Raw genomic sequence first — 22,222 nt, 5'->3', positions numbered from 1 at the left:
CCTATCGTTCACCTGATGGCCGGTCGCACCCCCGCAGCGGCCGGCCTCGGCTCTCCTCCCGCGTTCTCATCACGGTCATGGAATGGGATCACTTTGAACTACACGCAGGTGACGGGCGGTTCGTGCGACTCGCCCGTCATCCAGAAGATCGTCGAACAGTCGAAGCGCGTGCTGGAGACCTACCGCGTGGACCCCGGACTGATTCTGGAGCATGCCAATGGTGAGCGGCGAATCACCCAAGGCGGTTACGGAGACCGCCAGTTGTTCGAGCTCGTACAGAATGCTGCCGACGAGATAGCCGCTTCACCCGGCGGGAAGGTGCATGTTGTTCTCACGAACACGCACCTCTACTGCGCGAACGAAGGAACACCCGTCACGCCGGAGGGTGCCGAGACCATTCTCCGGATGAGCGTCTCGAAGAAGCGCGGGGGCCAGATCGGTCGATTCGGCGTCGGCGTGAAATCGATCCTGGCCATCACGGACACCCCCCAATTCTTCAGCAGCTCCGGCTCATTCGGATTCGACCGTGTTTGGTCGCACGAGGAGATCAGGAAGGCGCGGGGCAGCTCCACCGAGGAGACCTTCGAAGCGCCGGTTCTGCGCATGGCCCGCCCGCTGGACGCGGCGAAGGAGCGCACTGCGGATTCCATCCTCGATACGCTGCTCGGCTGGGCGACCACCGTGGTTCGGCTTCCGCTGCTGCCGGGCGCAGCCGAACGGCTCGGCCACGACATGCACGCGTCCATGAACAAGGACGATGTGCAGAGGGAGTTCCCCGCCCGGTTCCAGCTCTTCTCCCACCACGTGGGGACGGTGGTCCTGGAGGACACCCGTCCTATGCCGACGGTCCGCCGTGAGATCACGGTCGACCACGAAGGCTTTCGGCACACAATCCACGAGACGCGCACGGGTCGGCCCGAGTCGCACTCGGCATGGAGGGTCTTCACCCACGCCCACAGCCCCACCGCGGAGGCCAGGGCCAGCGCCGGCGAGATGCACGACCGGGGGACGATCGACATCTCGTGGGCCGTTCCCGAGTACACGGGTGACACCGTGCTCACCACCCCCAGGGGTCGGGGGGAGTTCTGGTCGTTCTTCCCGACGAAGTACCCCATGACCCTGAGGGGCGCTCTCAACGGCGCGTGGAAGACGAACGAGGACCGGCAGAACCTCCTGGACTCCAGCCCGTTCAACCAGGAGATCATCCGGATTGCGGCTCGTCTGGTGATCGACTCGCTGCCGCATCTCGCACCGGCCGAGGACCCCGGCGCATATCTCCCGCTGCTCCCCGGCCGGACCAAGGAGTCGGAGACTTTGAACTGGGCGGACAAGTATCTGACCGAACAGATCTGGCGGTTGGCGGCGCAACGCCCCTCCCTCCCCGACCAGGACGGCGTCCTCCGGATTCCCCGGGACATCCGGATTCACCCGGCACCGCACAACAAGGTGCCGCTCAAGCTCGACTGGCTCCGCATGTGGAACGCCTATCCGGGCCGACCCTCGGACTGGATCCATCCCTCGGTTGAGGCGGCCGAGTTCCGCGCCGGCAAAGTGGGGCACATCCTCGACGAGACCAAGCAGCGCCGCGCGACGGTGCGGGAATGGCTGGAGGCGCTCGTCGTCGACGGCACGGCCGAGGCCTCTGCCGTCGCGATCCGCATCCTCGCCTCGATGATCCGTGACGCGTCCCCGTTCGCCGCCGAGGCACGCTCGGCACGGATCGTGCTGACCGAGGAGAGCGGGATGGTTCCCGCTGTCCTCGGCAAGGTCTTTCGCCGGCCGGTCCAGGACGGGCTCCGCGACGGAACGACGTATATCGATCGGAAGCTGTCCGATGACGAATCCCTGATCAGCGACCTCGGCGAGATCGGCATTCGTGAGGCCACTCCCCGGGGCCGGTTCATCGGCGTCCTTGAGCAGGGTTTCGACAACTACGGTCCGCTGGACTGGGGCCGGTTCTGGGAGCTGTTCCACAGCGCGGGAGGCAGCCAGGTGAGTGGTGAGGTGAGTTCCCGTGTGCCGGATCCGTTGGCGACATTGTTCGTCCGCACCGCCGACGGTCGCTTCCATCGGATGCGGGACTGCCTGCTCCCGGGACCCGTCGTCCCCGGCGACGGTTCCCGTGACGGTTCGGTGGCCGTGGACCTGGATTTCCACTCCGACGACAGAATGGTCTTCCATGAGTTCGGTCTGCGCGAGCGACCGACCTCCGGTCACCGGCCAAATGACGAGGGTTGGTTCGACGAATACCGCACCGCCATCTATGACAGCTACTGCAGGACGTTGAGCAGCAGTGCCAGCCGACCCGCCATCACCCGCCTCAAGCTGGAGGGATCCCCCGTCGGAGGTCCGCTGCACCTCCTGGAACGGCTGTCGGAAGAGGGCAGGGCCGCCTTCGTCAAGGCACTGCCCGACGACAGCGTCATCGACACCTGGACCCTGCAGTTCGGCACCCAGGCAACGACGCGCAAGACGATTCACTCGCCTCTGCGTTGGATGCTCCGTCGGCTCGGAAGGGTCCCCACCTCTCAGGGCATCGTCCCGATCGCCAGCGCTGTGGGCCCACAACTCCGCTCCTACGCCGATGTACTGCCCGTGGCGGACATCAGCGGGGAGAAGGCGCGCAAACTCCATCTCCCGGTCCTGGTCGACGATGTTCCGCCGAAACAGTGGGACCGACTGCTCGAACAACTCGGAAGCAGTGACGACGACGTCTTCGTCGGACGCACCTATGTGATGCTGACCCGTCTCGAAGTGGACTTCCCCGAGGGCGAGCTCACCCGCTGCCGGGTCGGCTCAGAGTGGAGCGCGCGCGAGGACAACGAGATCGCCGTGGCTGCCACGGAGGCCGAATATCGAGCGCTTCGCGCCGAGCAAATTCCCGCCCTGTTCGCAGGTAGCACGGAAGACGCGGCGTTGCTGGTCAAGACGTGGGGGATGTTGCGCTACGCCGATGTCATCACCAAGGAGACCCGCCACGTCGGGGCCGGCGAGCCCGCCCTCCTGCACGACGAATTCCCCACGCTCCGTCAGCGCATGGGAAATGCGGTCAACAACCACCGCCTGCTGCGCTGCTCCGAGTTGGAGGAACTGACCCGTACGCCACAGGGCACCAGGGCCACGCCTCTCACCAGCGCCCTCCTGGGCGCCACCGTACTCGTCCTCGAACCCGCGGACAGGCTCGCCGCGCTGGTGGCCGTGGACCGCGAACTTCGGTGGGGGCTGAAGGAAGCAGGATGCAGGGCGGTCCTCGAAGCACAGGAACGACAGGAGGCTGACCAGGAGTTGCAGGCTTCCCTTCGCCGGGTCCGCGAGGCAGAGAGCGTCGAAGAGAAGCTGGAACTGCTCATCGGCGCGACCGCGCTCCGCGCGGGTCTGCCACCGGGTCTGCTGGAGAGCGAACGCGCCGAACTGGGAGGCACCGAGCCCTCCCCGCGCCGTATCGCCGGTCTGGCCTACAACGCACATGGTGACGGCGTCCTGCAGATGCACGCCAGAGACCTTCTGGCGGCATACCCCAGCCACGCTCCGTCGAACTTCACCGGTTCTTCGCCCGCGGTGAAGTTCGTCTCCGAATTCGGCTTCCCCGACTCCTTCGCCGGTACCCGGACTCCTTCGTTGCCCCCGCGGATCGAGGTCTCCGGCCCCACTGCGTTCCCCCGTCTGCACGACTACCAGGAACGACTCGCGGCGAAGGTCTTCGCGATGCTCGACAGGTTCACCCCGCAGCGCGGGATGCTCTCCCTGCCCACAGGTGCGGGAAAGACACGTGTCGCGGCAGAGGCCGTCATCCGATGGATCAAGCAGGTGGGCGACCTCGACGGCCCCATTCTCTGGATCGCACAGACCGAAGAGCTCTGTGAACAGGCCGTCCAGAGCTGGAGTTTCGTCTGGTCGAAGGTGGGGGCCGAGAGTCCGCTGACCATCAGCAGGCTCTGGACGACCAATGAGGCGGGGCCGGTCGGCGGCCGTCCCCACCTCGTGGTCGCGACCGACGCGAAGCTCCGTAACTGCCTAGGCACCGACGGATACACCTGGCTTCGCAGCGCCTGCCTCGTCGTCGTGGACGAGGCGCACATCGCCATCTCGCCGCAGTACACGGAGATCCTCACGCACCTCGGGCTGACCGCGCATGAGACCCGACGTCACCTGCTCGGCCTCACCGCCACACCCTTCCGCAACACCAATGACGAGGAGACCAGGCGCCTGGTCCGGAGGTTCGGCACCCAGCGGCTCGACGACGGGATCTTCCCTTCCGGCGACGCCTATGCGGAACTCCAGGAACTCGGCATGCTGGCGAAGGTCACGCACCGGGAACTCCTGGGAGGCACGATCGAGCTGACCAACGTCGAGAAGGAGCGGGCCGATCAGATGAGCCTGCTGTCGAAGGCCGCCGAGCAGCGTCTCGCCGACGACCAGGACCGGAACAAGCGCATCCTGGAGGAAATCGCCTCCATGCCGGCCGACTGGCCGGTGCTGGTCTTCGCCACGTCGGTCACTCATGCCAAGTTCCTCGCCGCGAAGCTCAAGGACCGGAACATCACCGCTGCTTCGGTGGACTCGGCCACGTCGACGGGTGAGCGCAGAAAGACCATCGACGACTTCAGGCGGGGCCGGATCCGGGTCCTCACCAACTACGGCGTCCTGACTCAGGGCTTCGATGCCCCGGCCACCCGGGCCGTCGTCATCACCCGCCCCACCTACAGTCCGAACGTCTACCAGCAGATGATCGGTCGCGGTCTGCGCGGACCCGGCAATGGAGGCGAGGAGACCTGCCTGATCCTCAATGTCCGGGACAACATCACCAACTACGACAAGGCGCTCGCCTTCACGCAGTTCGAGCACCTGTGGAGGGCGAAGTGAGCGACGCGTACCTGAACAGCCCGCCGCTGACCGAGGAGCAGCAGGCCGTCGTCGACCAGCCGTGGGACGCCCGGCTTCTGGTCACCGCAGGGGCAGGGTCGGGCAAGACGCACACCCTGGTGCGCCGCCTCGACGTCCTCATGGGCAATGGCGACGAGGCTCTCGAGGCGCGCGAGATCCTGGTCCTCAGCTTCTCCAGGGCCGCGGTGCGGGAGCTGCGCGAGCGGATAGCGCTGCACGCGCGCGAGGCTCGTCGGGTCAGAGTCCAGACCTTCGACTCATGGGCGTACTCGGTGCTGCGGAGCGAGCAGCCGGACCGGGACTGGGGCAGCCTCCGCTTCGACGAGCGGATCAAGGAGACCACGGAGGCCATCCTTCGCGGAGCCGTCGAGGCCATGGAGCAGGGAGCACCGGCCCATGTGGTGATCGACGAAGTCCAGGACCTGGTCGGCGACCGGCGGGACATGGTGGAGACGCTGCTCGACCGCTTCCAGGACAGCTGCGGTTTCACGGTGGTGGGCGACGGGGCGCAAGCCATCTTCGGGTTCCAGGTGTCGGACGAGGACGCCCGCGCTGCCGAGACGAACTACTTCTTCGACTGGTTGCGCGCGTCCTACATGGACGACCTGGTCGAGCTGCACCTCTCCACCAACTTCCGGGCCCGCACCGACGAGGCGCGCACTGCGCTGGCCCTCGGTGGTGCGCTTCAACGGCTGCCCTCCGAGTCGGCCGAGTCCGACGCGGCCGGCGAGGGTTACCACCGGAAGCTGATCGACCTCCTGCGCTCCTGCCCCGACTTCGGAGTTCTGGAGGCTCCGTTCACCATCGGCTCGCTCCGGGACTACCCGGGCGCGTGCGCGATCCTCTGCAGGGACAACCGACAGGCCCTGGTGCTGTCCGACACGCTGTTCTCCCTCGGAGTGCGGCACCGGATGCAGCGGGCCCTGCAGGACCGCCCCGTCCCGGCGTGGGTCGCCTCCGTGCTCCGCGGGACCGGTTCCACCACCCTGACCGAGGAGCGCTTCCAGGCGCTGCTCGACGGGAGCCCGATGTCTCCGGTGGGCGATCGGGCAAGGATCTGGCGGTCCCTGCGGGGGGCGGCACGCGCCCCGCGTGGGCTCCTGGACGTGTCGGCCGTGCGACGGTTGGTCGCCGAGGGGCGCTTCCCGGACGACCTGGCAGCCGTCGAGCCCGCCGATCTGGTGGTGTCGACCGTCCACCGGGCCAAGGGGCTGGAGTTCGACCGCGTGATCGTCGTCGAACCGACGTCGTTGGCGGAGCTGCGCAAGCAGCACACCCACATCGACCCTGCGGCGGAGGCGCGCTCGCTCTATGTCGCGATGACACGTCCCCGGGACGACCTGTTCCGGATCGCGGCACCGGAGACCGCTCTTGTCCGGCGGGACCGGGCCACCGACCGCTTGTACCTCGGCGGATGGAAGTCGTACATCCGCGACGGCATCGCCGCCTCGGGACGCGATGTCTGTCGGGAGCACCCGCCCGGCACGGACGGGTTCACGGACGAGGCCGTAGCCGTACAGGACTATCTGGCCTCGTCGGTGTCTCCCGGTGACCCGCTCGTCCTTCGGTCCCAGCACCAGATGACCGTCGCGTCGGATCAGAGTCCCCCGTACACCGTCTTCCACAGGGACCGTCCGGTGGCAGTCGTGTCGGAACAGTTCCGCCAGGACCTCCATACCTCCCTGAAGATCAGCAGGACATGGGACATCAATTGGCCCGTTGAGATCAGGGGCTTCAGGGTGGACTGCCTGGAGAGCGTCGCCGGCAGCGAGGCGTCCGGGGCCCGCGCCGGGCTGGGGGATCAGGGCATCTGGACAGTGCCGCGCATGTCAGGACTCGGTCGGTACAGGCGAGCCGGGAAGACCAAGCAGGAGGACATGGAACGATGACGGACGGATCGAACGCCCACGTGGCCCACTATGCGGTGCGCGACGGACTCGTCGCACAGCTCCGCAGGGATCTGCTCGGCCCCGGGGCTCCCGACGAGGTACTGACACAGGATCCGCCGATCACGACCTATCCCATCGGTGTGCTGTTCCCGCGCCCTTCGGGCGACGTGGCCGAGCAGGCTTTCGGAGAGGACACGGCCGAGAACGAGGGCCTGGACGACATGCCCCTCGTCAGGGGCGGCAGGGACGTCGAGGAGGCGGTCCCGGACTTCGGTGCCCCGTTGGTCGGCGACCGACGCCCCTCGTCCATGGGACTGACTTTCGCAGTCGACCCGAAAGTCTCCTCGGCGATCGTGGTGCGCACAGAGGCCGCGGTCTACGACCCGGTCGATCCGGAAGGACGCCCCGTGACCGCCAAGCGGGCCGAGGCCCGTACCGTCTCCGAACAGAAGGAGCACTGGCGCCGCCGGGTCCTGACCCTGCCCCCCGTCACGATCGATGTGACCGCTCCGTGCAGGCACCGCCCTGACCCGTTGGACGACGGCGTACGGGTCGAGGTTCTCGTACGCCCGCAGGCCGCCCTGAGCGGGACCGTCACCGTGACCGTGACCCTGATCAACACCCACCGGGTCGGGGAACGGGAGCTACAGGACGCCTTCTGCCTCTACCAGCCCCGCCTCACCGTGACGACCCCGTCCGGCGCACCCGCCTTCGTGGAGCGTCCCGCCGAGCGGCGTACGAACGATCCGGAGGTCGCGTCGAGCCGACTGCTCCACCGGCATGCGCCGACCTTTGCCATGGGCCACGGCTGCGCCGCCGACTGGGATTGGACGCCTCCGCCCGTCGGTGCGCACAACAAGCGTGCCGCCATCGCCACCGTGCGGACCGAGTTCGTCCCCACCCACGATGTGCTGCTGACCGACTCCAACCCGGACATCGACGACTCGGCCCTCACGATGCACGGCCTGGCGACCCGACCCGAGAGCGAAGTCCTGGCAGCGCTCAATGAGCTGATGGCCGGATACGCGGATTGGATCGACCGCAAAGAGGCGGAGACCGAGGCGTTCCTTGGCACGCCCTACGAACCGCCGGCACGGGAGCAGATCAAGCAATGCCGCACGGCGCTCGGTCGCATGCGCCGCGGCATCAGGGTTCTCGGAAACGACTCCGACGCGATGCGGGCGTTCCGTCTCGCCAATCGTGCGATGGCGCAGCAGCGCTCCCGCAGTGAGTGGGTGAAGAAGGGGCGGAACGGAACGCCGGACGAGTCCGCGGGGCGGTGGCGTCCGTTCCAGATCTCCTTCGTTCTGCTGTGTCTCGAAGGGATAGTGGACTCGAACCACAAGGACCGGGAGATCGCGGACCTGCTCTGGTTCCCCACCGGTGGTGGCAAGACGGAGGCCTATCTCGGTCTGATCGCCTTCACGACGTTTCTGCGTCGCATCCGCCTCAAGGAGCGCGGCGCAGGCGTCACCGTCCTCATGCGCTACACGCTGCGTCTGCTCACCCTTCAGCAGTTCGAGCGTGCCGCAGCCCTGATCTGCGCCATGGAACGCATCCGCCTCGGTGACGAGCGGACTCTGGGCACCGCGCCCATCTCCATTGGCATGTGGGTCGGCCAGTCCGCCACGCCCAACAAGCTCTCGGTGGCCGAGGAGAGCCTGAACGAGCTGCGCAAGGAGAAGGAACTCCAGGAGAAGAACCCCGTCCAGCTGCACTCCTGCCCGTGGTGCGGAACCCGCCTCGACGCGTACCAGTACGAGGTCGACGAGGCTGCGAAGCGGATGCATGTCCGGTGTCCCGACACCTGGTGCGACTTCCACGACGGGCTGCCGGTCCACCTGGTCGACGAGGCGGTCTACGACGCCCGGCCGACGTTGGTGATCGCCACTGTCGACAAGTTCGCCGCCATGCCGTGGCGGGAGCAGACAGCCGCCCTCTTCAACCGGGACCGCTCGGACGGCACACCGCCACCGGAGCTGATCGTCCAGGACGAGCTGCACCTCATCTCGGGACCGCTCGGCACGCTCACCGGTCTGTACGAGACAGCTGTCGACCTGCTGGCCGACAGCCCGAAGATCATTGCCTCCACCGCCACGATTCGCAGGGCGTCCGCGCAGGGCAAGAAGCTTTTCGATCGTGACGTCTCGCAGTTCCCGCCAGCGGGGATCGATGCCAGGGACTCCTGGTTCGCCGTGGAGACGCCGAAGGAACGGAAGGCCAGCCGCCAGTACGTCGGCCTTCTCACCCCGAGCACCAGCCAGTCCACGCTGCTCATTCGCACGTACGCCAACCTGCTCCATCAGGCGGCCCGTGCAGGCACCGACGATGACGTGCGCGATGCGTACTGGACCCTCGTCGGCTACTTCAACAGCCTCCGCCTGCTGGCGGCCGCCGAGCTCCAGGTCCACGACGACGTCGACGCGTACCTCGGTTACCTGGCCGAACGGGACGCCTGCGAGAAGCGAACCGTGGTGGAGCAGACGGAGCTGACCAGCCGGGCCAATTCCAGCGAGGTTCCGAAGCGACTGAAGCAGATCGAGAAGCGTCTGCCACATCCCGATGTCGTGGATGTTCTGCTGGCCACCAACATGATCTCCGTCGGTGTCGACGTGGACCGGCTCGGGCTGATGGCCGTCATGGGTCAGCCGCAGACCACGGCCGAGTACATCCAGGCGACCAGTCGAGTGGGTCGACGCCATCCCGGCCTGGTGGCCGTGATGCTCAACTCTTCCCGCTCCCGCGACCGTTCCCACTACGAGAGTTTCCAGCACTTCCACTCGGCGCTGTACCGCGAGGTCGAATCGACCAGTGTGACGCCGTTCTCGTCCCGCGCCCGCGAACGAGGTCTGCACGCCGTTGTCGTCGCTCTCGCCCGGATCCTGATCCCCGCGGCACGGCCCAACGACGGAGCCGGGCGGATCGAGGAGTTCCGCGACGAGCTGGAAGACATCGTCAGGACGGCACTCCTCGCTCGGGTCCAAGCGGTCGACCCCGACGAATACCGTGCGACCGCCGACGCGTTCAACGAATTCGTCGATTGGTGGGTGGCGGAGGCCGAGGCCCATGGTGGCCTCCTCTACGAGCCCAAGCGCGGCAGGCGTACGCCGTCGCTGTTGCGCGGGTTCGACGACGAGAACGAGGATGCGTGGCCCACCCTGTGGAGCCTGCGCGATGTCGATGCCGAGTCCGCGCTCTTCATGGAGGCAACCCGATGACCTCGCCCCCCGCCCGACGCCGTCGGGCCGGCGCCCCCGAACGCAGCTACCCTCGCCGCGGTTCGGTACGTCGCGCACAGATGATCACGACCTATGGCGTCGGCTCGATGGTCGCCGTGGACAACGAGTCATTCATAGTGACCGGGATCGACTCGTGGAACATCAGCGAGGCACCGACCATCCATGAGCACCGGCTGGCCCGCGTGCTCGGCGTGAAGTCGTTCCGCCTTCCCCCTGCGTCGGACGACACCAGCAAGGACGGCGTGCACGTCCGCCGTTTCCCTCTGTGGCATTCGTGTCCGAGCTGCAATGCCCTTCAGCATGTGCGTCAGTTCAACTCGCCGCCCGGGAAAAACGAGTGCGGGGACTGCGACGAGGAACTCGTCCCGTCGCGTTTCGTCATGGCATGCGCCAAGGGCCACATCGCCGACTTCCCCTACTGGAAGTGGGCGCACCGCAAGAACCGGCAAGAGGGCGACTCCGGCTTCTGCCACGGTGAAATGCGGCTGCGTACCAGCGGCAAGACCGCGTCCCTCCGCTCAATCCTGATCTCCTGCACGTGCGGGATTCCGGAAGTGTCCATGGAGGGAGCATTCCGCCGTTCCGCCCTGTCCGATCTGAAGGTCTTCTGCAGCGGGCTGCGCCCCTGGCTGAAGGATGCACCTACCGAGTCCTGCTCGGAGAGTCCTCGCACTCTCCAGCGCGGTTCGTCCGTCGCATGGCAGCCCATAGTGAAGACGGCCCTGTCGATCCCCCCGTGGAGCGACGGCGACATATCCCGGCTCGAACCCCACTGGGATGCTCTCCGTGAGCTGAACGCCGACGGCATAGAGATCTATCTCAAGGCCCTCACACTGCAGGAGAACTACGAATTCTCTGCCGAGAGGGTCATCGCACTCCTCGACGCGGAGAACCACGAAGATGCGGGACCCGATCAGGAGGAGGGGCACGACCACGCCTACGTGACATTGCGGAAGCAGGAGTACGAGCGGCTGATCGCCGGACGCCCGGAAAGCGAGACGGACCACGAGGACCAGTTCGTCTGCGAACCCCCTCGCTCGTCCGCTTCCGCCCTCGCTCCGTACGGGGTCGCGGGCCCAATGCTGGTCAAGCGACTTCGTGAGGTCCGGGCGCTCAAGGCGTTCTCCCGGGTCGAAACCCCGGAGACGCGTACCGACGTCCATGAGGCCGCGCTCTCCCTGGCCCCCATGGACTGGTTGCCCGCCATGGAAGTGCAGGGCGAAGGCGTCTTCCTCCGGCTCGACGAGCAGCGACTCGATTCCTGGGCAGAGAGCGTAGCGGTCGCCGCACGGGTCGAACGGATCCGGAACAACCACCTGCTCATGCTCCGGGAACGCGCCCAGGACCCGCAGTCCGTACCCGATTCGCCGGCAAGTGCCCGCATGGTGCTGCTGCACACTTTGGCGCACGCGCTGATCAACGAATGGAGTCTGGACGGCGGTTACCCGGCGGCCTCGTTGCGGGAACGACTCTACGCGGACGACTCCATGGCGGGTATGCTCATCTGCACGGCGACCAGCGACTCCGCCGGAAGCCTCGGCGGGCTGGTCGCCCAGGGGGAACCCGACCGCTTGGAACCCGCGCTGCACTCGGCCCTGGTCAGAGCCCAGTGGTGTTCGGCGGATCCCCTTTGCGTCGAGTCGCAGGGCAGTGGCGTGGGTGGCATCAACCTTGCCGCCTGCCACGCCTGCGTCCTGCTGCCCGAAACCAGCTGCGAGCACAACAATGGTCTCCTCGACCGTGCCCTGCTGATCGGGACTCCGGAGGATCCGACGATCGGGTTCTTCAGCGAAGCGCTGCTGCTCTGACCGTGGAGTCATCCTGCCTGGCTCAGCTCCGCCTCGAAGTGCGACTGGGCCAGGTCCAACGCCTCATCAGGGTCGTAGCCGTGGGCCCGCAGCCAGTGCAGGAGGTCGGCGATCAGGTCAATCGCCGCCTCCTGCTGGAACGCAACACGAATCCGCCCCGTCCCGGGGCCCGGAGCCGCACCTCCCGCGTAGAGGGTCAGGCACGCCTCGCCCTTGGCGACCCTTGGGTCGTCGACGTGGCCGGCGGACGAGGCAAGTCGGGTGGCCAGGTCGCACCAGACGAGCTTGGAATCCGCCCCAAGGATCACACCCCACCGTTCCGACACAGCATCCACCAGCGCCATCCCGCGCCCCCGCTCGGCGTCCGGGCCGACCGAAAGGAGCGTCGGCAGGGCCCGGGTGTCAGGGTCGCGTAGACCGATGCGCAGATACGTGTCCCGCATCTCGACCACGAGCGTGCACGGCGTTCCCACGCCGATATGCCGAATCGCATTCGCCACAAGCTCGCTCACGCAGATCTCGGCGGCCTCAACCACGTCCGGCAGCCCCCACAGCCGCAGGTGCAGCCGCATGACGCGTCTCAGTCCGGCGACCTCTTCGGGCTCGGCCAGGAAGGGCAGCTCCCAGGGCCTTCGCGTCATGCAGCCGTCGATCCCGTTCATCACGAGCGCACGCCTTTCACCGGAGCGAGCCCGCGAACTTCACCCAACGCGAAGAACAATGACTCACAGTCGTTCCGTCTTCGAGAATGCCAAGCGCCGATCCCTTCATGCAATGTGCACGGCGAGATTCGCCCCTTCGGGTGATTGGCGGCCACCAACCGATCCGATGGGATGGAAACTCCGTTACAAAAAGGGGAGTTGAAGTGTCCGGTTCACCTACAGCACGTCGCCGGCGACTGGCGATCGAGCTCAAGAAGCTCCGTGACGAGAGCGGCTTGACCTGCAATCAGGTCGGCAAGGAACTCGACTGGAGCGGCTCCAAGGTTAATCGCCTGGAAACTGGTCAGGGCCGGGTGCAGCCCTCGGACGTGGACGCTCTTTGCCGCTTCTACGGAACGTCCCACGAGCTGCGCGACCTGTTGAAGTCCCTCGCGAAGGAATCGAAGACCAAGGGCTGGTGGCACGCCCACGGTGACGCGGTGCCTTCGTGGTTCTCGGTGTACGTGGGTTTGGAACAAGCCGCCTGCAGCATGCGCACCTACCAGGGAGAGTTCGTCCCCGGCCTGCTGCAGACGCCGGAGTACGCCACTGAGATGAGCCGCGTCACGCCGGACCTCCCCCACGAGGAAATCCAGCGCCTCGTCGATGTACGCATGCGTCGCCAACAGCTGCTGACGGCTGCGGACGGACCGGACTTCTGGTCCGTGATCCACCAGAGTGCGCTCATGCATGTGATGGGCAGTCGAGAGGTCATGACGGCCCAACTCGAACGTATTCTGAAGATGTCGAAGCTGACCAACGTCACGGTGCAAGTACTGCCGTACGACGCCGGGGCGTACCCCACGACCGGGCCGTTCACCGTGCTTGGATTCCCCGAGCAGGAGGACCCTGATGTGGTGTACCGGGAGGGCCTCACCGACTCGATCTACCTGGAACTCCCCGCAGATGTAAGTGTGTACACGAGGGCGTTCGACCACCTCAGAGCCCTCGCTCTGAGCCCGCAGAGATCAGCCGCCCTGATCCGTTCCGTCATGGAGGAACACTCGCGATGAACCTGCCTACCACCGTCCCGCAGTGGCGGAAGAGCAGCTACAGCAACGGCGCAGGCGGCGAGTGCGTCGAGGTCGCCGACCTGGAAACAGTCATTGGCATACGCGACTCGAAGAAACCGACCGGCCCCCACATCGCCGTTCAGCGTCGCGCATGGGCTGGGTTCGTCGCTTCGGTTCGGCTGCGAGAGATCTGAGCTGTTCGGCGACAGCGGCGGGCCGAGTCACGGCCACCTGGAGAAGCGGCGGTCGGCTGCGGCGAGTTCCGGGCCGCCGTCACCGTCCGCAGGAATGATTCGGTGAAACTGAAACCCGACGGCGCAAGACTGCATGTCGGCCGCGGTCAGCGAACGTCGAGACTTCGGCGGGCCTGGGCGATCACGTGTTGGGCCTCGGCTCCGAACACGACTGGAGCCCGCACGCCTCGCCGCGGCGCAGGCCGGTCCCGGCGATCACCTCGAAGAGGGCGCCGAGGCGGTGCGTCCCGATGTGGTCGAGGAAGGCGCCGAGCTCGGCGGGCTCCCAGGGGATGGCCTCCCCGGGGCAGGAGCTTCGCTGACAGGGAGACGCCACTACGCCCTCCGACCCGGCCCTGACCTACGTCTCGCGCAGTGCGCTGCTGGCTGCGGTCAGCCGTGGAGCGGGCAGCGCGAAGTGGTTCTCGGGGTTGCGGAAGCTGTGCGAGCCATCGCAGATCCAGGTGCCATCGGCTTCGCGCCAGCTCGCCGGAGTCCATTGGCCTTGATTTTCGAGGAGCACGCGAGCGACCTCGGCGGGGTCCTCAACGATCGTGAGTTCAGCCAGTGCTGAGGCGAGGCGGGGCGCCGCGGCTTCGGGTACGTCGACATCCCCAAGCATGGGGAAGAGGAGCAGCAGCCGGGCGTTGGGGTCGGCGACGCCGGATGTGGAGATCTGGTCGGCGGACGCTTCCAGCTCAGACCAGGACAGGCCGGGCCCCATGAAGTGGCCGTCGTCGGTAGCGAGGGTGGCTGCCTCCGTCCAGTCGGGGTGGGAGAGCATGTAGTCGACGCCGTGATCGCCCTCCAAGTTGCGGTAGACGACGTGGAGCGCGTACCCGGAGTGCAGGTGCACGGTGAACGCCGGCCACTCATCGGGGGAGGAGAGCGTCTTGTACAGCTCTTGAGCGTCGTCCCAGTCGGGGCCGAAGGCGACGGCCTGTGCTTCCTCGCCCCAAAGACTTGAGCCGAGGTGGCACGGCCAGAAGAGCGGCATGTCGAGGAACCTCGAACCGTCCACCAGCGGGCCATCTTCGTAACCTGCAATCTCCAGCATTGGCAGATGGTCGCATAGCGGGGTATCGCGGCCTCGGAGTGGCCGAGCGGCGCCGCCAAAGGCCCGGGCGGCGCCGCATCATGGCTGTTCAGTGATAGTCCGTACTCACCTGTTCAGCACATGCTTTCAGTCGAGCTCGTCGACTTCGGCTGTGGCGGATATTTCGTGAAGTAGCTGGTGGCGGTTGGGCCAGCAGCTGGGTCATGCTTGATCGCTAGCGGCGGGGCGCGGGTCCGGCACGGCTTGTTGGGGGTCTGTGGTGGTGGTCAGCGAGCTGGTGCGCGCAGAACTGGGGCGGGTCGATTGGGCTTCGTTGGAGTGCGGGTGCGGTGATTCTGCGGAGCATGTGCCTCTGATGATCGAGGCGATCATCACCGCTGAGACGGCCCAGGACATGATCGGGTACACCCTCGACGGTCACGTCGAAATCAGCACGATCATCTTCGAGTGCACTCCGCCCGCAGTAGGCGTGATCATGGCTGCTCTGGCGGGCGAACTCTCCATACTCGCCCGAGGTGTACTCCTGCAGACACTGTCGTTCGTGGCTGCAGGGTCCGGCGACTATGAGCCAGATACGGAAGGCGCGAGCCTGGGTGACGAATGCAGGCACCATGCTGAGGAGGGGTTCTGGGGGCTCGCCCAGATCGGGCTCACGGGCAGTGCGGACGACGCCGAAACGGTGGCCGACATCTGTGAGTACTTCGGGCTCGGCGGTGACAAGGCCGCCTTTTACCAGGCCCAGCTGCGCGAGCGGATGCGGTCGAAGACCAAGCGCGGGCGACGCGTCTAGTTCCGTTCTTCGCGGGTGGCTGATTCGGCTGATTGAGGCGGGTGGCCAGTGTCCGGTCCGGTGGCGGTCGCGTTGGTGGGGTGTGACGAAGTCTTCCCGGTCCCCGCGGCCACGGACTGTGCGACCACGCATGAACTGCGTGGTCAGCGCCGTGGTGGAGAAGCGTCTGGGCGCTCTGCCTGTCGCTGCCGAGTTTCTGCGCCGGCTGGACCTGGCCGGGATCGTCGACCGGTTGTGCCCGGGCCGCAACATTGCTCATGTGACGCATGGCGCGGTCATCGAGACGCTGGTGGCCAACCGGTTGACCGCGCCCGCCCCGCTGTGGAGGGTGGGGCCCGCGAGTGGGCGGTCGAGGACGTTTTCGGGATCGAGCCGGAGCTGCTCAACGACGACCGGCTGGGTCGGGCGCTGGACGCCATCGCCCCGCACCTTCAGGAGATCACCGACAGCGTCGGCGTGATCGCCAGGACGCGGCTGGTGACCGGCTGCCTGCGCACGAGTGTCACCACCGACGTCGCCGGCCGGCCCGCCCTGCACTGGCACTTCGACCAGGCCGTGATCGATGCCGAGGCGGCCGTCGACGGCTGGTACGCGTTGCTGACCACCCTCACCCCCGAACAGGCCGACGCCGCCGAGGTCCTGCGGTCACAAGGGCCAGGGCGCGGTCGAGCGCCGCTACGGCGACTTCAGAGGAACCCGACTACATGGGCCCGCCGAGCCGCTTTCATCGCCGCGTCACTCAAGGGTCACCCCGACATCAACCTGTGGAACCCCTCGGTGGACATCATCGAACCTTCCGTGGAGCCCGTCTACCAGCGGGGTTACCACCTCTTTCGCGAGCTCTACCCGGCCACCGCCTCACTCGTGTACGCGGCCGCGGCTCCACTCCCCCAAGCCTGAACACCCCCGAGTCACACGACAGGGAACGCACATGAGAACCCTCCTCCCCCGGACCCTCGGCGCCGCGCTGGCCGTGACGTTGCTGCTCGGCGGCGCACCCGCCGTCGCCGCCGCGGCCACCGCTTCACCCGCCTCCGACGCACCGACCGACGCCGCAGCGTCGGGCACCACCATCGATCCCGACAAGACCCCGGAGACCCCCTGCGCCACCGCTCCGCGGGTCAAGGTGACCACCGGTGCGGTCTTCTCCGACCCGCTGCGCAACCGGGCCGGCGCCGTCGCCGAGCGCCTGTGCTCATACTTCAAGCAGGCCGACCGCGGTTCCACCATCTCCGTAGCGGCTTTCGTGATCTCCGGCAAGGCAGGCGAGGACTACGTGGACCAACTGGTGGCCGCGCACCGCCGCGGGGTCAACGTGCAGGTGGTGATGGACGGTTGGCAGATCTCCAAGGCCCCGGCCGCCCGGCTGATCGGCGAGCTCGGCACGAACACCCGCTCCGGATCCTGGGTGGCCGTCTGCTCGCACACCTCCCCCGAGGGCAACACGAGCTCCTGCCAGGGCACCAAGGGCATGCACAACAAGTTCGCCCTGTTCTCCTCGCTCTCCGGCCAGAAGGACGTGGTAGTGCAGTCCTCCGCGAACGTCACCGACGTGAACCACGTCAGCTACTGGAACAACGCCCTCACGGTGACGGGCGACCGCGGCCTCTACCAGGCCTACCGCTCGTACCACACCGACCTGGCCGCGATGAAGCAGGACCCGGACTACCACCGCACCGTCACTTCACGTGGCCCGTCCGGCGTCTCGGTGGCCCGCTTCTTCCCCGCCGCGACGGCGGATCCGGTCGAGGAGCGCCTCTCCACCCTGCGTTGCGTCCCCAGGCACACCCGGATCGCCGTGGGCATGAGCGAGTGGGACGATACCCGCGTGGGCATCGCGCAGGAGCTCGCCCGCCTGAATCGTCAGGGCTGCCGTGTGTCGGTCGTGGCCGGCCCGCTGGGCGAGCAGGTCTCCTCGACGCTGGATGACGCCGGCGTCCCGCGCAGGAACCTCGAGGACGAGAAGGCCACCGGCCGCCTGCACTCCAAGTACCTGGTAGTCTCCGGCGCCCGCGACTCCGCCTCCCCGAAGGGCGATCACGGGGATGCTTCATTCGTCTTTACCGGTAGCCACAACTACAATTCCACCAGCCTGCGCCGCAACGACGAGGCCATCCTCGAGCTGCACAATCGCAGCGTGGTGAAGCAGTATCTTGCCAACTCCGACCGGCTGTGGCAGGTCTCCCTCAGCCCGACCGCCTGAGACGGCCAGGAGTCCTGCCCCTGGAGTGGGCGACCAGCACCGAGGAGCAGCGGCTCGTGCCGGCCGCCGCCTGACCCCAGATACGCGAAAAGGCCCGGACGACGGTCCGGGCCTCACCGGTTGCGGGCGGATCAGCTGGGCACTTCGCCTGTCCGCAGCATGTGCAGGTACTGCACCAGCTGTTCCTCGTCCTCCCGGAGAGTTGCGCGAGCAGGAACGGCGCCGCGAGGCCGCCCGCATCGCGGCGGAGGCCGAGATGGCACGCGAAGCCCAGCGCGCCGAACTCACCCGCCGCTGGCGGCTGGACCGCCACGCCTCGCGCCCTCAGCAGGAGCAGCCGCGCCACTGGGTATCCCGCGAGCCGGAGCACGTCCACGACGCGCAGATGGAGGACCGCCGCCGATCTGAGCCGTTCGGCGGCAGCGGCGGGTCGAGTCGCCCATGCCGCGTTTCCGGAACGGGCGACTCCGCACCGACCCTCAACCCGGTTGGGGCCCTGTTCTGACTTCGGATCACTCACTGAGCTGATCCGGCTCCTCGAACCGGTCTACGACACTGGGGTTGTTGCCGAGACCGTGGTTGTGTACACCTCCAGCGCGGACTGCGGCTTTCGTCCGAGCAGTCTGCGCAGCATGTTGTGCCCGATGCCCGTGCCGTCCAGGAAACCGGCTGCGATCGCCGAGTACGTCCCCACCAGCATCGGCACCTGGAAGGGCAGGGCATTCCCGGCCGCGATGAGCGCTTCTCGGGTCTGAGTGAGGGAGCCGGGTTCGTACGAGCCGCCGACCGCGGCCGCCAGTTCGGCCCCGCCCAAGGGCTCCTCACCGACAAGCTCGTACGTACGGCCCGCGTGCTGCTGCGAGGCGGTTACCACGCGAGCCGCCACCTCCGCGAGATCATCGCGGGCAACGGCGGCCAGGCGTCCCTCACCCAGCGGTGCAGCGATCGTTCCGTCGGGGCCCGGGGCGGCGATGGCGGCGAGAAACTCGGCGTACAGGCCATTTCGCAGGATGGTCCACTCCAAGGCGCTTTGCTGGATCCTGCGCTCGGTCCAGCGATGAGCGAGTGCATACGCCAGGTGGTCACCGTCGCCGCTCAGGCTGGTGTAGACGATGTGCCGTACACCAGCCTTCTCGGCCGCTGAAATGGCCGCGTCATGACGGGTGATGACGACGTCGTCCTCGCCGTACCCGGCGGAGATCAACAGCAACGTGTCCACGCCCGTGAAGTCGAGCGATGCCGGGTCGTCGAAGTCGACGCGGCGCTGGGTCGGTGAGCGGGGTAGCCGGGTGCCGAGGAAGACGTCGTCGCGTGCCGCCAGCTTTTTGGTGACGAGCTGTCCGAGTGCGCCGGCGGCGCCGGTGATCAGAATCATGGGAAGTCCCTCCTGAGCTGTGTGGTTCCATCCTCAGCAGAGGAACTCGCCCGCATAAGGAGGCACTTTCATGTCAGCAGGGCACATCACAGTAACCACCCCGGCGATTGCCGAGCCTGTGATCACCTGCGAGACGCCGCAGGACGAGTGCGGCGTCCGGGACGTGCTGGACCGGCTGGACGACAAGTGGTCCGTCTACGTTGTGGTCGAACTCGCTTCCGGCATCCACCGTTTCAAGGAACTCCAGCGCGCCATTCCAGGCGATATCTCGCAGCGCATGCTCACGCTCACCGTCCGGCGTCTGGAACGCGATGGCCTGGTGAAGCGCACTGTGTATCCCACCATTCCGCCTCAGGCCGAGTACGGGTTGACGGAGATGGGCCACAGTCTCACCTACATCATCAAGACCCTCGCCGACTGGTCGATCGCACATCGCCCGGCCATCGCCGCTTCCCGCGAGGGCTGGGACGCGGCCCATCCGGACTCGGACGTTCGCTGATCCTCGATCCACGGCCCCGACGGCAGAACTGGACACGTCGACGCCCGACGGGTAGACAAGCATGCGAAGCCTCTGGTGGAGACGGTTCTCTTGGTCGAAAAGTCATCTGCCAGGGGCTTCACCGCATTGTCAGCCCAACCGCCCTGTTCTTGCGGCAGGTTGGAAGGAGCTCATGTGCTTCCCCGCCCTCCCGGTCAACACCCGTTCGCTCCCGGTAAAGGTCTATAGACCCGTGATTGCTTCAGACCCGCACGTCAACGCCTTCGCCGAGATCTTCGGCAATCCGCCGGCCGACTTCGCCGTACCTGTCGACTGGGCGGCAGTCGAGTCCTGGTTGGGGACGAGCCTGCCCGCCGACTACAAGGCCATCGCCGCCGCGTACGGCCCACTCGACATTGGCTCCTGGCTCTGGCTTCATATGCCCTGCGTCAACCGCGGTTGGTTCGACTACGGGGCCTGGGTCCAGCAGACTCGGCGTAACGCCCCCGGCGTCCTTCCCTTCGGCGCCACCCGTACCGCCGATACCCTCTACTGGGACACCACAGCATCCAACGACCCCGACCAGTGGCCGGTCGTCATGCACTGTCAGGACGACGAGAACGCGGGCCGCGACCCCTGGCGGCGCTTCGCGACCCCGCTCGTGCCGACGCTGGCCCGGCTCGTGGCCGACGGCATGCGCCCGGTGGCCGCCCGAAGTGGCATGCAAACCGACCTGGAGCGCACCCCGTGGACACCGCCGCCTCGGCGACCGGAGCCAACCGCTCAGCAGCGGGCGGCGCTCACCACAGGCAGCGGGCTGGAGACTTTGATCGCACTCGTCCCGCCGCCGGAGACACCCGCGCTCGGTAAGCACAACTGGGACTGGCTGTACGAACGGCTGGGTACACATCTGCCCGGCGAGTACATACGACTGATGGAGCGGTACGGGGCCGGCTCCTGGTGCGGCTGGCTGCGCTTCAACCTCCCCTTCGGCGAGGACCAGTACGCGCTCGCACCGTGGGCCGAGTGGTACGCGGAGGCCTACCAGGGGCAGCGAGCCGAGTTCCCTGAGTACCATCCCCTGGCTGTCTATCCCGAGCCCGGGGGATTCCTGCCCTTCGCCGACTCCATCGACGGCGACCAGCTGTGCTGGCTGACCGAAGGTGCCACACCGGACGACTGGCCGTTGATCGTTGTACCGCGCCATGCCGACCAAGGCCCACCGATCAACACCAACCTCACCAAAACCCTGCTGGAGTGGCTGCGCGGCCGGTTCGCGACCGAGGGCCTGCCCCCGCTCGGACGCCGCGACGAGGACCCCCTCGACTACATCGAATTCGAGCCCTACGACGCAGAACCAGCCGCTGATGACCAATGATTCAGCGCCGCATCGGTCGAGTTTGAGGTAGGTAGCCGACTCCATCAGCCCAACCCACTGTTAGCCGATATCGACCTTGAACGTTGAGGTGCTGCCGTCCCGGGCGGTCAGGGTGACCGGTCCGAAAGTGATGATCGCGCTTGACGTGCTGCCGGGGCCTCGATAAAAGCCTGTCGCCTTGGTAATCCTGACGGCCAGGGCTGCGAGAGTAGCTGCCTTCTGCTCGTCGGCCTTGACCTTTGGCTCTGCGAGAGCAGGGTGGCCGTTGGCCTCGGCCCAGTCGCGAACGGCGCATGCGTCGCGACTCATCTCGGGCAGGATGCTCTCGTTAGCCCATGCCCACAGCCACGATCCCGACGAAGAGCTGTAGCTACCGAGGAGCTGCGCCGGCGCGGTGGCAGTCCTGTCGGGAAACGTCCAGGTGATGATGCCGGTTCGCTGGTCGAGTCCCCACCGGTCCGCCGAACCTAGCCCCCAGGACATGTGCGCGCGCGCCAGCTGATCAATCATGTCTTCACCCTGCAAGAGCAGCGTGCTCAGCCCATCCTGACCAGGGCCCCGCGCGGCTCCTTCCGGCTTGTCAGCTCGCTTGAAGAATCCCATGCGGCGAAGTCTGCCAAGGGCGCCTCCGCCCCACGGCACCGGCCTCGGCTCGGACCCGGTCCATCCAACCGGAAGTTGTCAAGTCAAATGAGACGGTTTGACGCTATGCGGACTGTTGTAGAGGTTTTGTTTCCGGTGTCGGTTCGTTGATCCAGACCTGCTCGGGTATCACGGGCGGCACGGGCCGGCGGGCGAAGCGCTCGGGGTGGCGGGCGTAGGCGTCGGCGAGGGTGACAGCGCGCTGCTCGCGGACCAGGTCGGCCGTGCCGAAGTGCACGGAGGCGGGGGTGTGCAGGCCGATCCCGGAGTGGCGGTGCTCGTGGTTGTAGTACGAGATGAAGCCCTCGCACCAATCCCGCGCGTGGGCGAGGGAGGTGAACGAGTCGGGGTACTCGCCGCAGTACTTGATCGTTTTGAAGTTCGCCTCGCTGTAGGGATTGTCGTTGCTCACCTTCGGCCGCGAGTGCGACCGGTTCACCCCGAGGTCGAGGAGGAGCTGGGAGACCTTCTTGGATGTCATCGAAGTGCCGCGGTCGGCGTGGACGGTCTCGGGCACGATGCCGTTGCGCTC

Annotated in this window: 18 protein-coding genes; 12 read left to right on the top strand and 6 right to left on the bottom strand. The window is 66.9% G+C overall.

What is annotated here, in order from left to right:
- The first annotated feature begins 93 nt into the window (after window positions 1-93).
- From ACIBB8_RS26885 to drmB, 4 genes are read left to right on the top strand one after another with little or no spacing between them, the layout of a single operon-like run.
- Window positions 94-4,863, top strand: a complete 4,770-nt coding sequence (locus ACIBB8_RS26885; protein ID WP_398956315.1) for a DEAD/DEAH box helicase — start codon at window positions 94-96, stop codon at window positions 4,861-4,863.
- Window positions 4,860-6,773: a UvrD-helicase domain-containing protein gene (locus tag ACIBB8_RS26880; RefSeq protein WP_398956313.1), complete on the top strand. Its 1,914-nt coding sequence runs from the start codon at window positions 4,860-4,862 to the stop codon at window positions 6,771-6,773. The genes ACIBB8_RS26885 and ACIBB8_RS26880 overlap by 4 nt, the downstream gene beginning before the upstream one ends.
- Window positions 6,770-9,991 (top strand): helicase-related protein, encoded by a 3,222-nt coding sequence (locus tag ACIBB8_RS26875; protein WP_398956311.1) that lies wholly within the window; start codon window positions 6,770-6,772, stop codon window positions 9,989-9,991. Before ACIBB8_RS26880 ends, ACIBB8_RS26875 begins: the two co-directional genes overlap by 4 nt.
- Window positions 9,988-11,820, top strand: a complete 1,833-nt coding sequence (gene drmB, locus ACIBB8_RS26870) for a DrmB family protein (RefSeq protein WP_398956309.1) — start codon at window positions 9,988-9,990, stop codon at window positions 11,818-11,820. Before ACIBB8_RS26875 ends, drmB begins: the two co-directional genes overlap by 4 nt.
- 8 nt (window positions 11,821-11,828) lie before the next feature.
- On the opposite strand, the gene ACIBB8_RS26865 is transcribed toward drmB, so the two are convergent.
- Window positions 11,829-12,461, bottom strand: coding sequence for an ATP-binding protein (locus tag ACIBB8_RS26865; protein WP_398956307.1), 633 nt, complete (start codon window positions 12,459-12,461; stop codon window positions 11,829-11,831).
- Between the two features lie 224 nt (window positions 12,462-12,685).
- On the opposite strand from ACIBB8_RS26865, the gene ACIBB8_RS26860 reads away from it, so the two are divergent.
- Entirely contained in the window at window positions 12,686-13,534 is an 849-nt protein-coding gene (locus ACIBB8_RS26860) for a helix-turn-helix domain-containing protein (RefSeq protein WP_398956304.1), read from the top strand.
- Window positions 13,531-13,728, top strand: coding sequence for a DUF397 domain-containing protein (locus ACIBB8_RS26855; RefSeq protein ID WP_398956302.1), 198 nt, complete (start codon window positions 13,531-13,533; stop codon window positions 13,726-13,728). The genes ACIBB8_RS26860 and ACIBB8_RS26855 overlap by 4 nt, the downstream gene beginning before the upstream one ends.
- Window positions 13,729-13,909: 181 nt before the next feature.
- Here the strand turns inward: ACIBB8_RS26855 and ACIBB8_RS26850 are convergent, their stop codons facing one another.
- Both ACIBB8_RS26850 and ACIBB8_RS26845 read right to left on the bottom strand, forming a co-directional pair.
- Window positions 13,910-14,104 (bottom strand): hypothetical protein, encoded by a 195-nt coding sequence (locus ACIBB8_RS26850; protein WP_398956300.1) that lies wholly within the window; start codon window positions 14,102-14,104, stop codon window positions 13,910-13,912.
- A 24-nt stretch (window positions 14,105-14,128) separates the two neighbouring features.
- Window positions 14,129-14,824, bottom strand: a complete 696-nt coding sequence (locus tag ACIBB8_RS26845; protein ID WP_398956298.1) for a hypothetical protein — start codon at window positions 14,822-14,824, stop codon at window positions 14,129-14,131.
- A 355-nt stretch (window positions 14,825-15,179) separates the two neighbouring features.
- Between ACIBB8_RS26845 and ACIBB8_RS26840 the strand changes: the two genes are divergently transcribed.
- The 4 genes from ACIBB8_RS26840 to ACIBB8_RS26825 all read left to right on the top strand — a co-directional run bounded on the left by ACIBB8_RS26840 (window position 15,180) and on the right by ACIBB8_RS26825 (window position 18,322).
- The gene (locus ACIBB8_RS26840; protein ID WP_398956296.1) at window positions 15,180-15,614 is read left to right on the top strand and encodes a hypothetical protein; all 435 of its coding nucleotides are present in this window, start codon (window positions 15,180-15,182) and stop codon (window positions 15,612-15,614) included.
- Window positions 15,615-15,935: 321 nt separating this feature from the next.
- Entirely contained in the window at window positions 15,936-16,514 is a 579-nt protein-coding gene (locus ACIBB8_RS26835; protein ID WP_398956294.1) for a hypothetical protein, read from the top strand.
- Between the two features lie 31 nt (window positions 16,515-16,545).
- A complete protein-coding gene (locus ACIBB8_RS26830; protein ID WP_398956292.1) occupies window positions 16,546-17,817 on the top strand; it encodes a phosphatidylserine/phosphatidylglycerophosphate/cardiolipin synthase family protein in 1,272 nt (423 codons plus the stop codon).
- A 202-nt stretch (window positions 17,818-18,019) separates the two neighbouring features.
- On the top strand, window positions 18,020-18,322 hold the full coding sequence (locus ACIBB8_RS26825; protein ID WP_398956289.1) for a hypothetical protein: 303 nt from the start codon (window positions 18,020-18,022) through the stop codon (window positions 18,320-18,322).
- Window positions 18,323-18,364: 42 nt separating this feature from the next.
- On the opposite strand, the gene ACIBB8_RS26820 is transcribed toward ACIBB8_RS26825, so the two are convergent.
- Window positions 18,365-19,192, bottom strand: a complete 828-nt coding sequence (locus ACIBB8_RS26820) for an NAD(P)H-binding protein (protein ID WP_398956286.1) — start codon at window positions 19,190-19,192, stop codon at window positions 18,365-18,367.
- Between the two features lie 70 nt (window positions 19,193-19,262).
- On the opposite strand from ACIBB8_RS26820, the gene ACIBB8_RS26815 reads away from it, so the two are divergent.
- Window positions 19,263-19,691: a winged helix-turn-helix transcriptional regulator gene (locus tag ACIBB8_RS26815; protein WP_398956284.1), complete on the top strand. Its 429-nt coding sequence runs from the start codon at window positions 19,263-19,265 to the stop codon at window positions 19,689-19,691.
- A 232-nt stretch (window positions 19,692-19,923) separates the two neighbouring features.
- Complete coding sequence (locus ACIBB8_RS26810; RefSeq protein ID WP_398956282.1) at window positions 19,924-21,048, top strand: SMI1/KNR4 family protein; 1,125 nt, start codon at window positions 19,924-19,926, stop codon at window positions 21,046-21,048.
- A 60-nt stretch (window positions 21,049-21,108) separates the two neighbouring features.
- On the opposite strand, the gene ACIBB8_RS26805 is transcribed toward ACIBB8_RS26810, so the two are convergent.
- Both ACIBB8_RS26805 and ACIBB8_RS26800 read right to left on the bottom strand, forming a co-directional pair.
- The gene (locus ACIBB8_RS26805) at window positions 21,109-21,651 is read right to left on the bottom strand and encodes a DUF6882 domain-containing protein (protein ID WP_398956280.1); all 543 of its coding nucleotides are present in this window, start codon (window positions 21,649-21,651) and stop codon (window positions 21,109-21,111) included.
- 103 nt (window positions 21,652-21,754) lie between these two features.
- On the bottom strand, window positions 21,755-22,222 hold a 468-nt coding region (locus tag ACIBB8_RS26800; RefSeq protein ID WP_398956278.1), incomplete at its 5' end, for a transposase.

This window comes from Streptomyces sp. NPDC051286 (assembly GCF_044455345.1).
In the GTDB taxonomy this organism is placed as follows: domain Bacteria; phylum Actinomycetota; class Actinomycetes; order Streptomycetales; family Streptomycetaceae; genus Streptomyces.
Note: the sequence above shows the minus strand (reverse complement) of the source record. Positions and strands in the feature narration are given on the sequence as shown.

Bases quoted from the DNA above. Each gene is read 5' to 3' on its own strand.
- ACIBB8_RS26820 (WP_398956286.1), bottom strand. From the start codon at position 19,192: ATGATTCTGATCACCGGCGCCGCCGGCGCACTCGGACAGCTCGTCACC.
- ACIBB8_RS26855 (WP_398956302.1), top strand. From the start codon at position 13,531: ATGAACCTGCCTACCACCGTCCCGCAGTGGCGGAAGAGCAGCTACAGC.
- ACIBB8_RS26815 (WP_398956284.1), top strand. From the start codon at position 19,263: ATGTCAGCAGGGCACATCACAGTAACCACCCCGGCGATTGCCGAGCCT.
- drmB (WP_398956309.1), top strand. From the start codon at position 9,988: ATGACCTCGCCCCCCGCCCGACGCCGTCGGGCCGGCGCCCCCGAACGC.
- ACIBB8_RS26865 (WP_398956307.1), bottom strand. From the start codon at position 12,461: ATGACGCGAAGGCCCTGGGAGCTGCCCTTCCTGGCCGAGCCCGAAGAG.
- ACIBB8_RS26830 (WP_398956292.1), top strand. From the start codon at position 16,546: ATGAGAACCCTCCTCCCCCGGACCCTCGGCGCCGCGCTGGCCGTGACG.
- ACIBB8_RS26805 (WP_398956280.1), bottom strand. From the start codon at position 21,651: ATGGGATTCTTCAAGCGAGCTGACAAGCCGGAAGGAGCCGCGCGGGGC.
- ACIBB8_RS26875 (WP_398956311.1), top strand. From the start codon at position 6,770: ATGACGGACGGATCGAACGCCCACGTGGCCCACTATGCGGTGCGCGAC.
- ACIBB8_RS26845 (WP_398956298.1), bottom strand. From the start codon at position 14,824: ATGCTGGAGATTGCAGGTTACGAAGATGGCCCGCTGGTGGACGGTTCG.
- ACIBB8_RS26840 (WP_398956296.1), top strand. From the start codon at position 15,180: ATGATCGAGGCGATCATCACCGCTGAGACGGCCCAGGACATGATCGGG.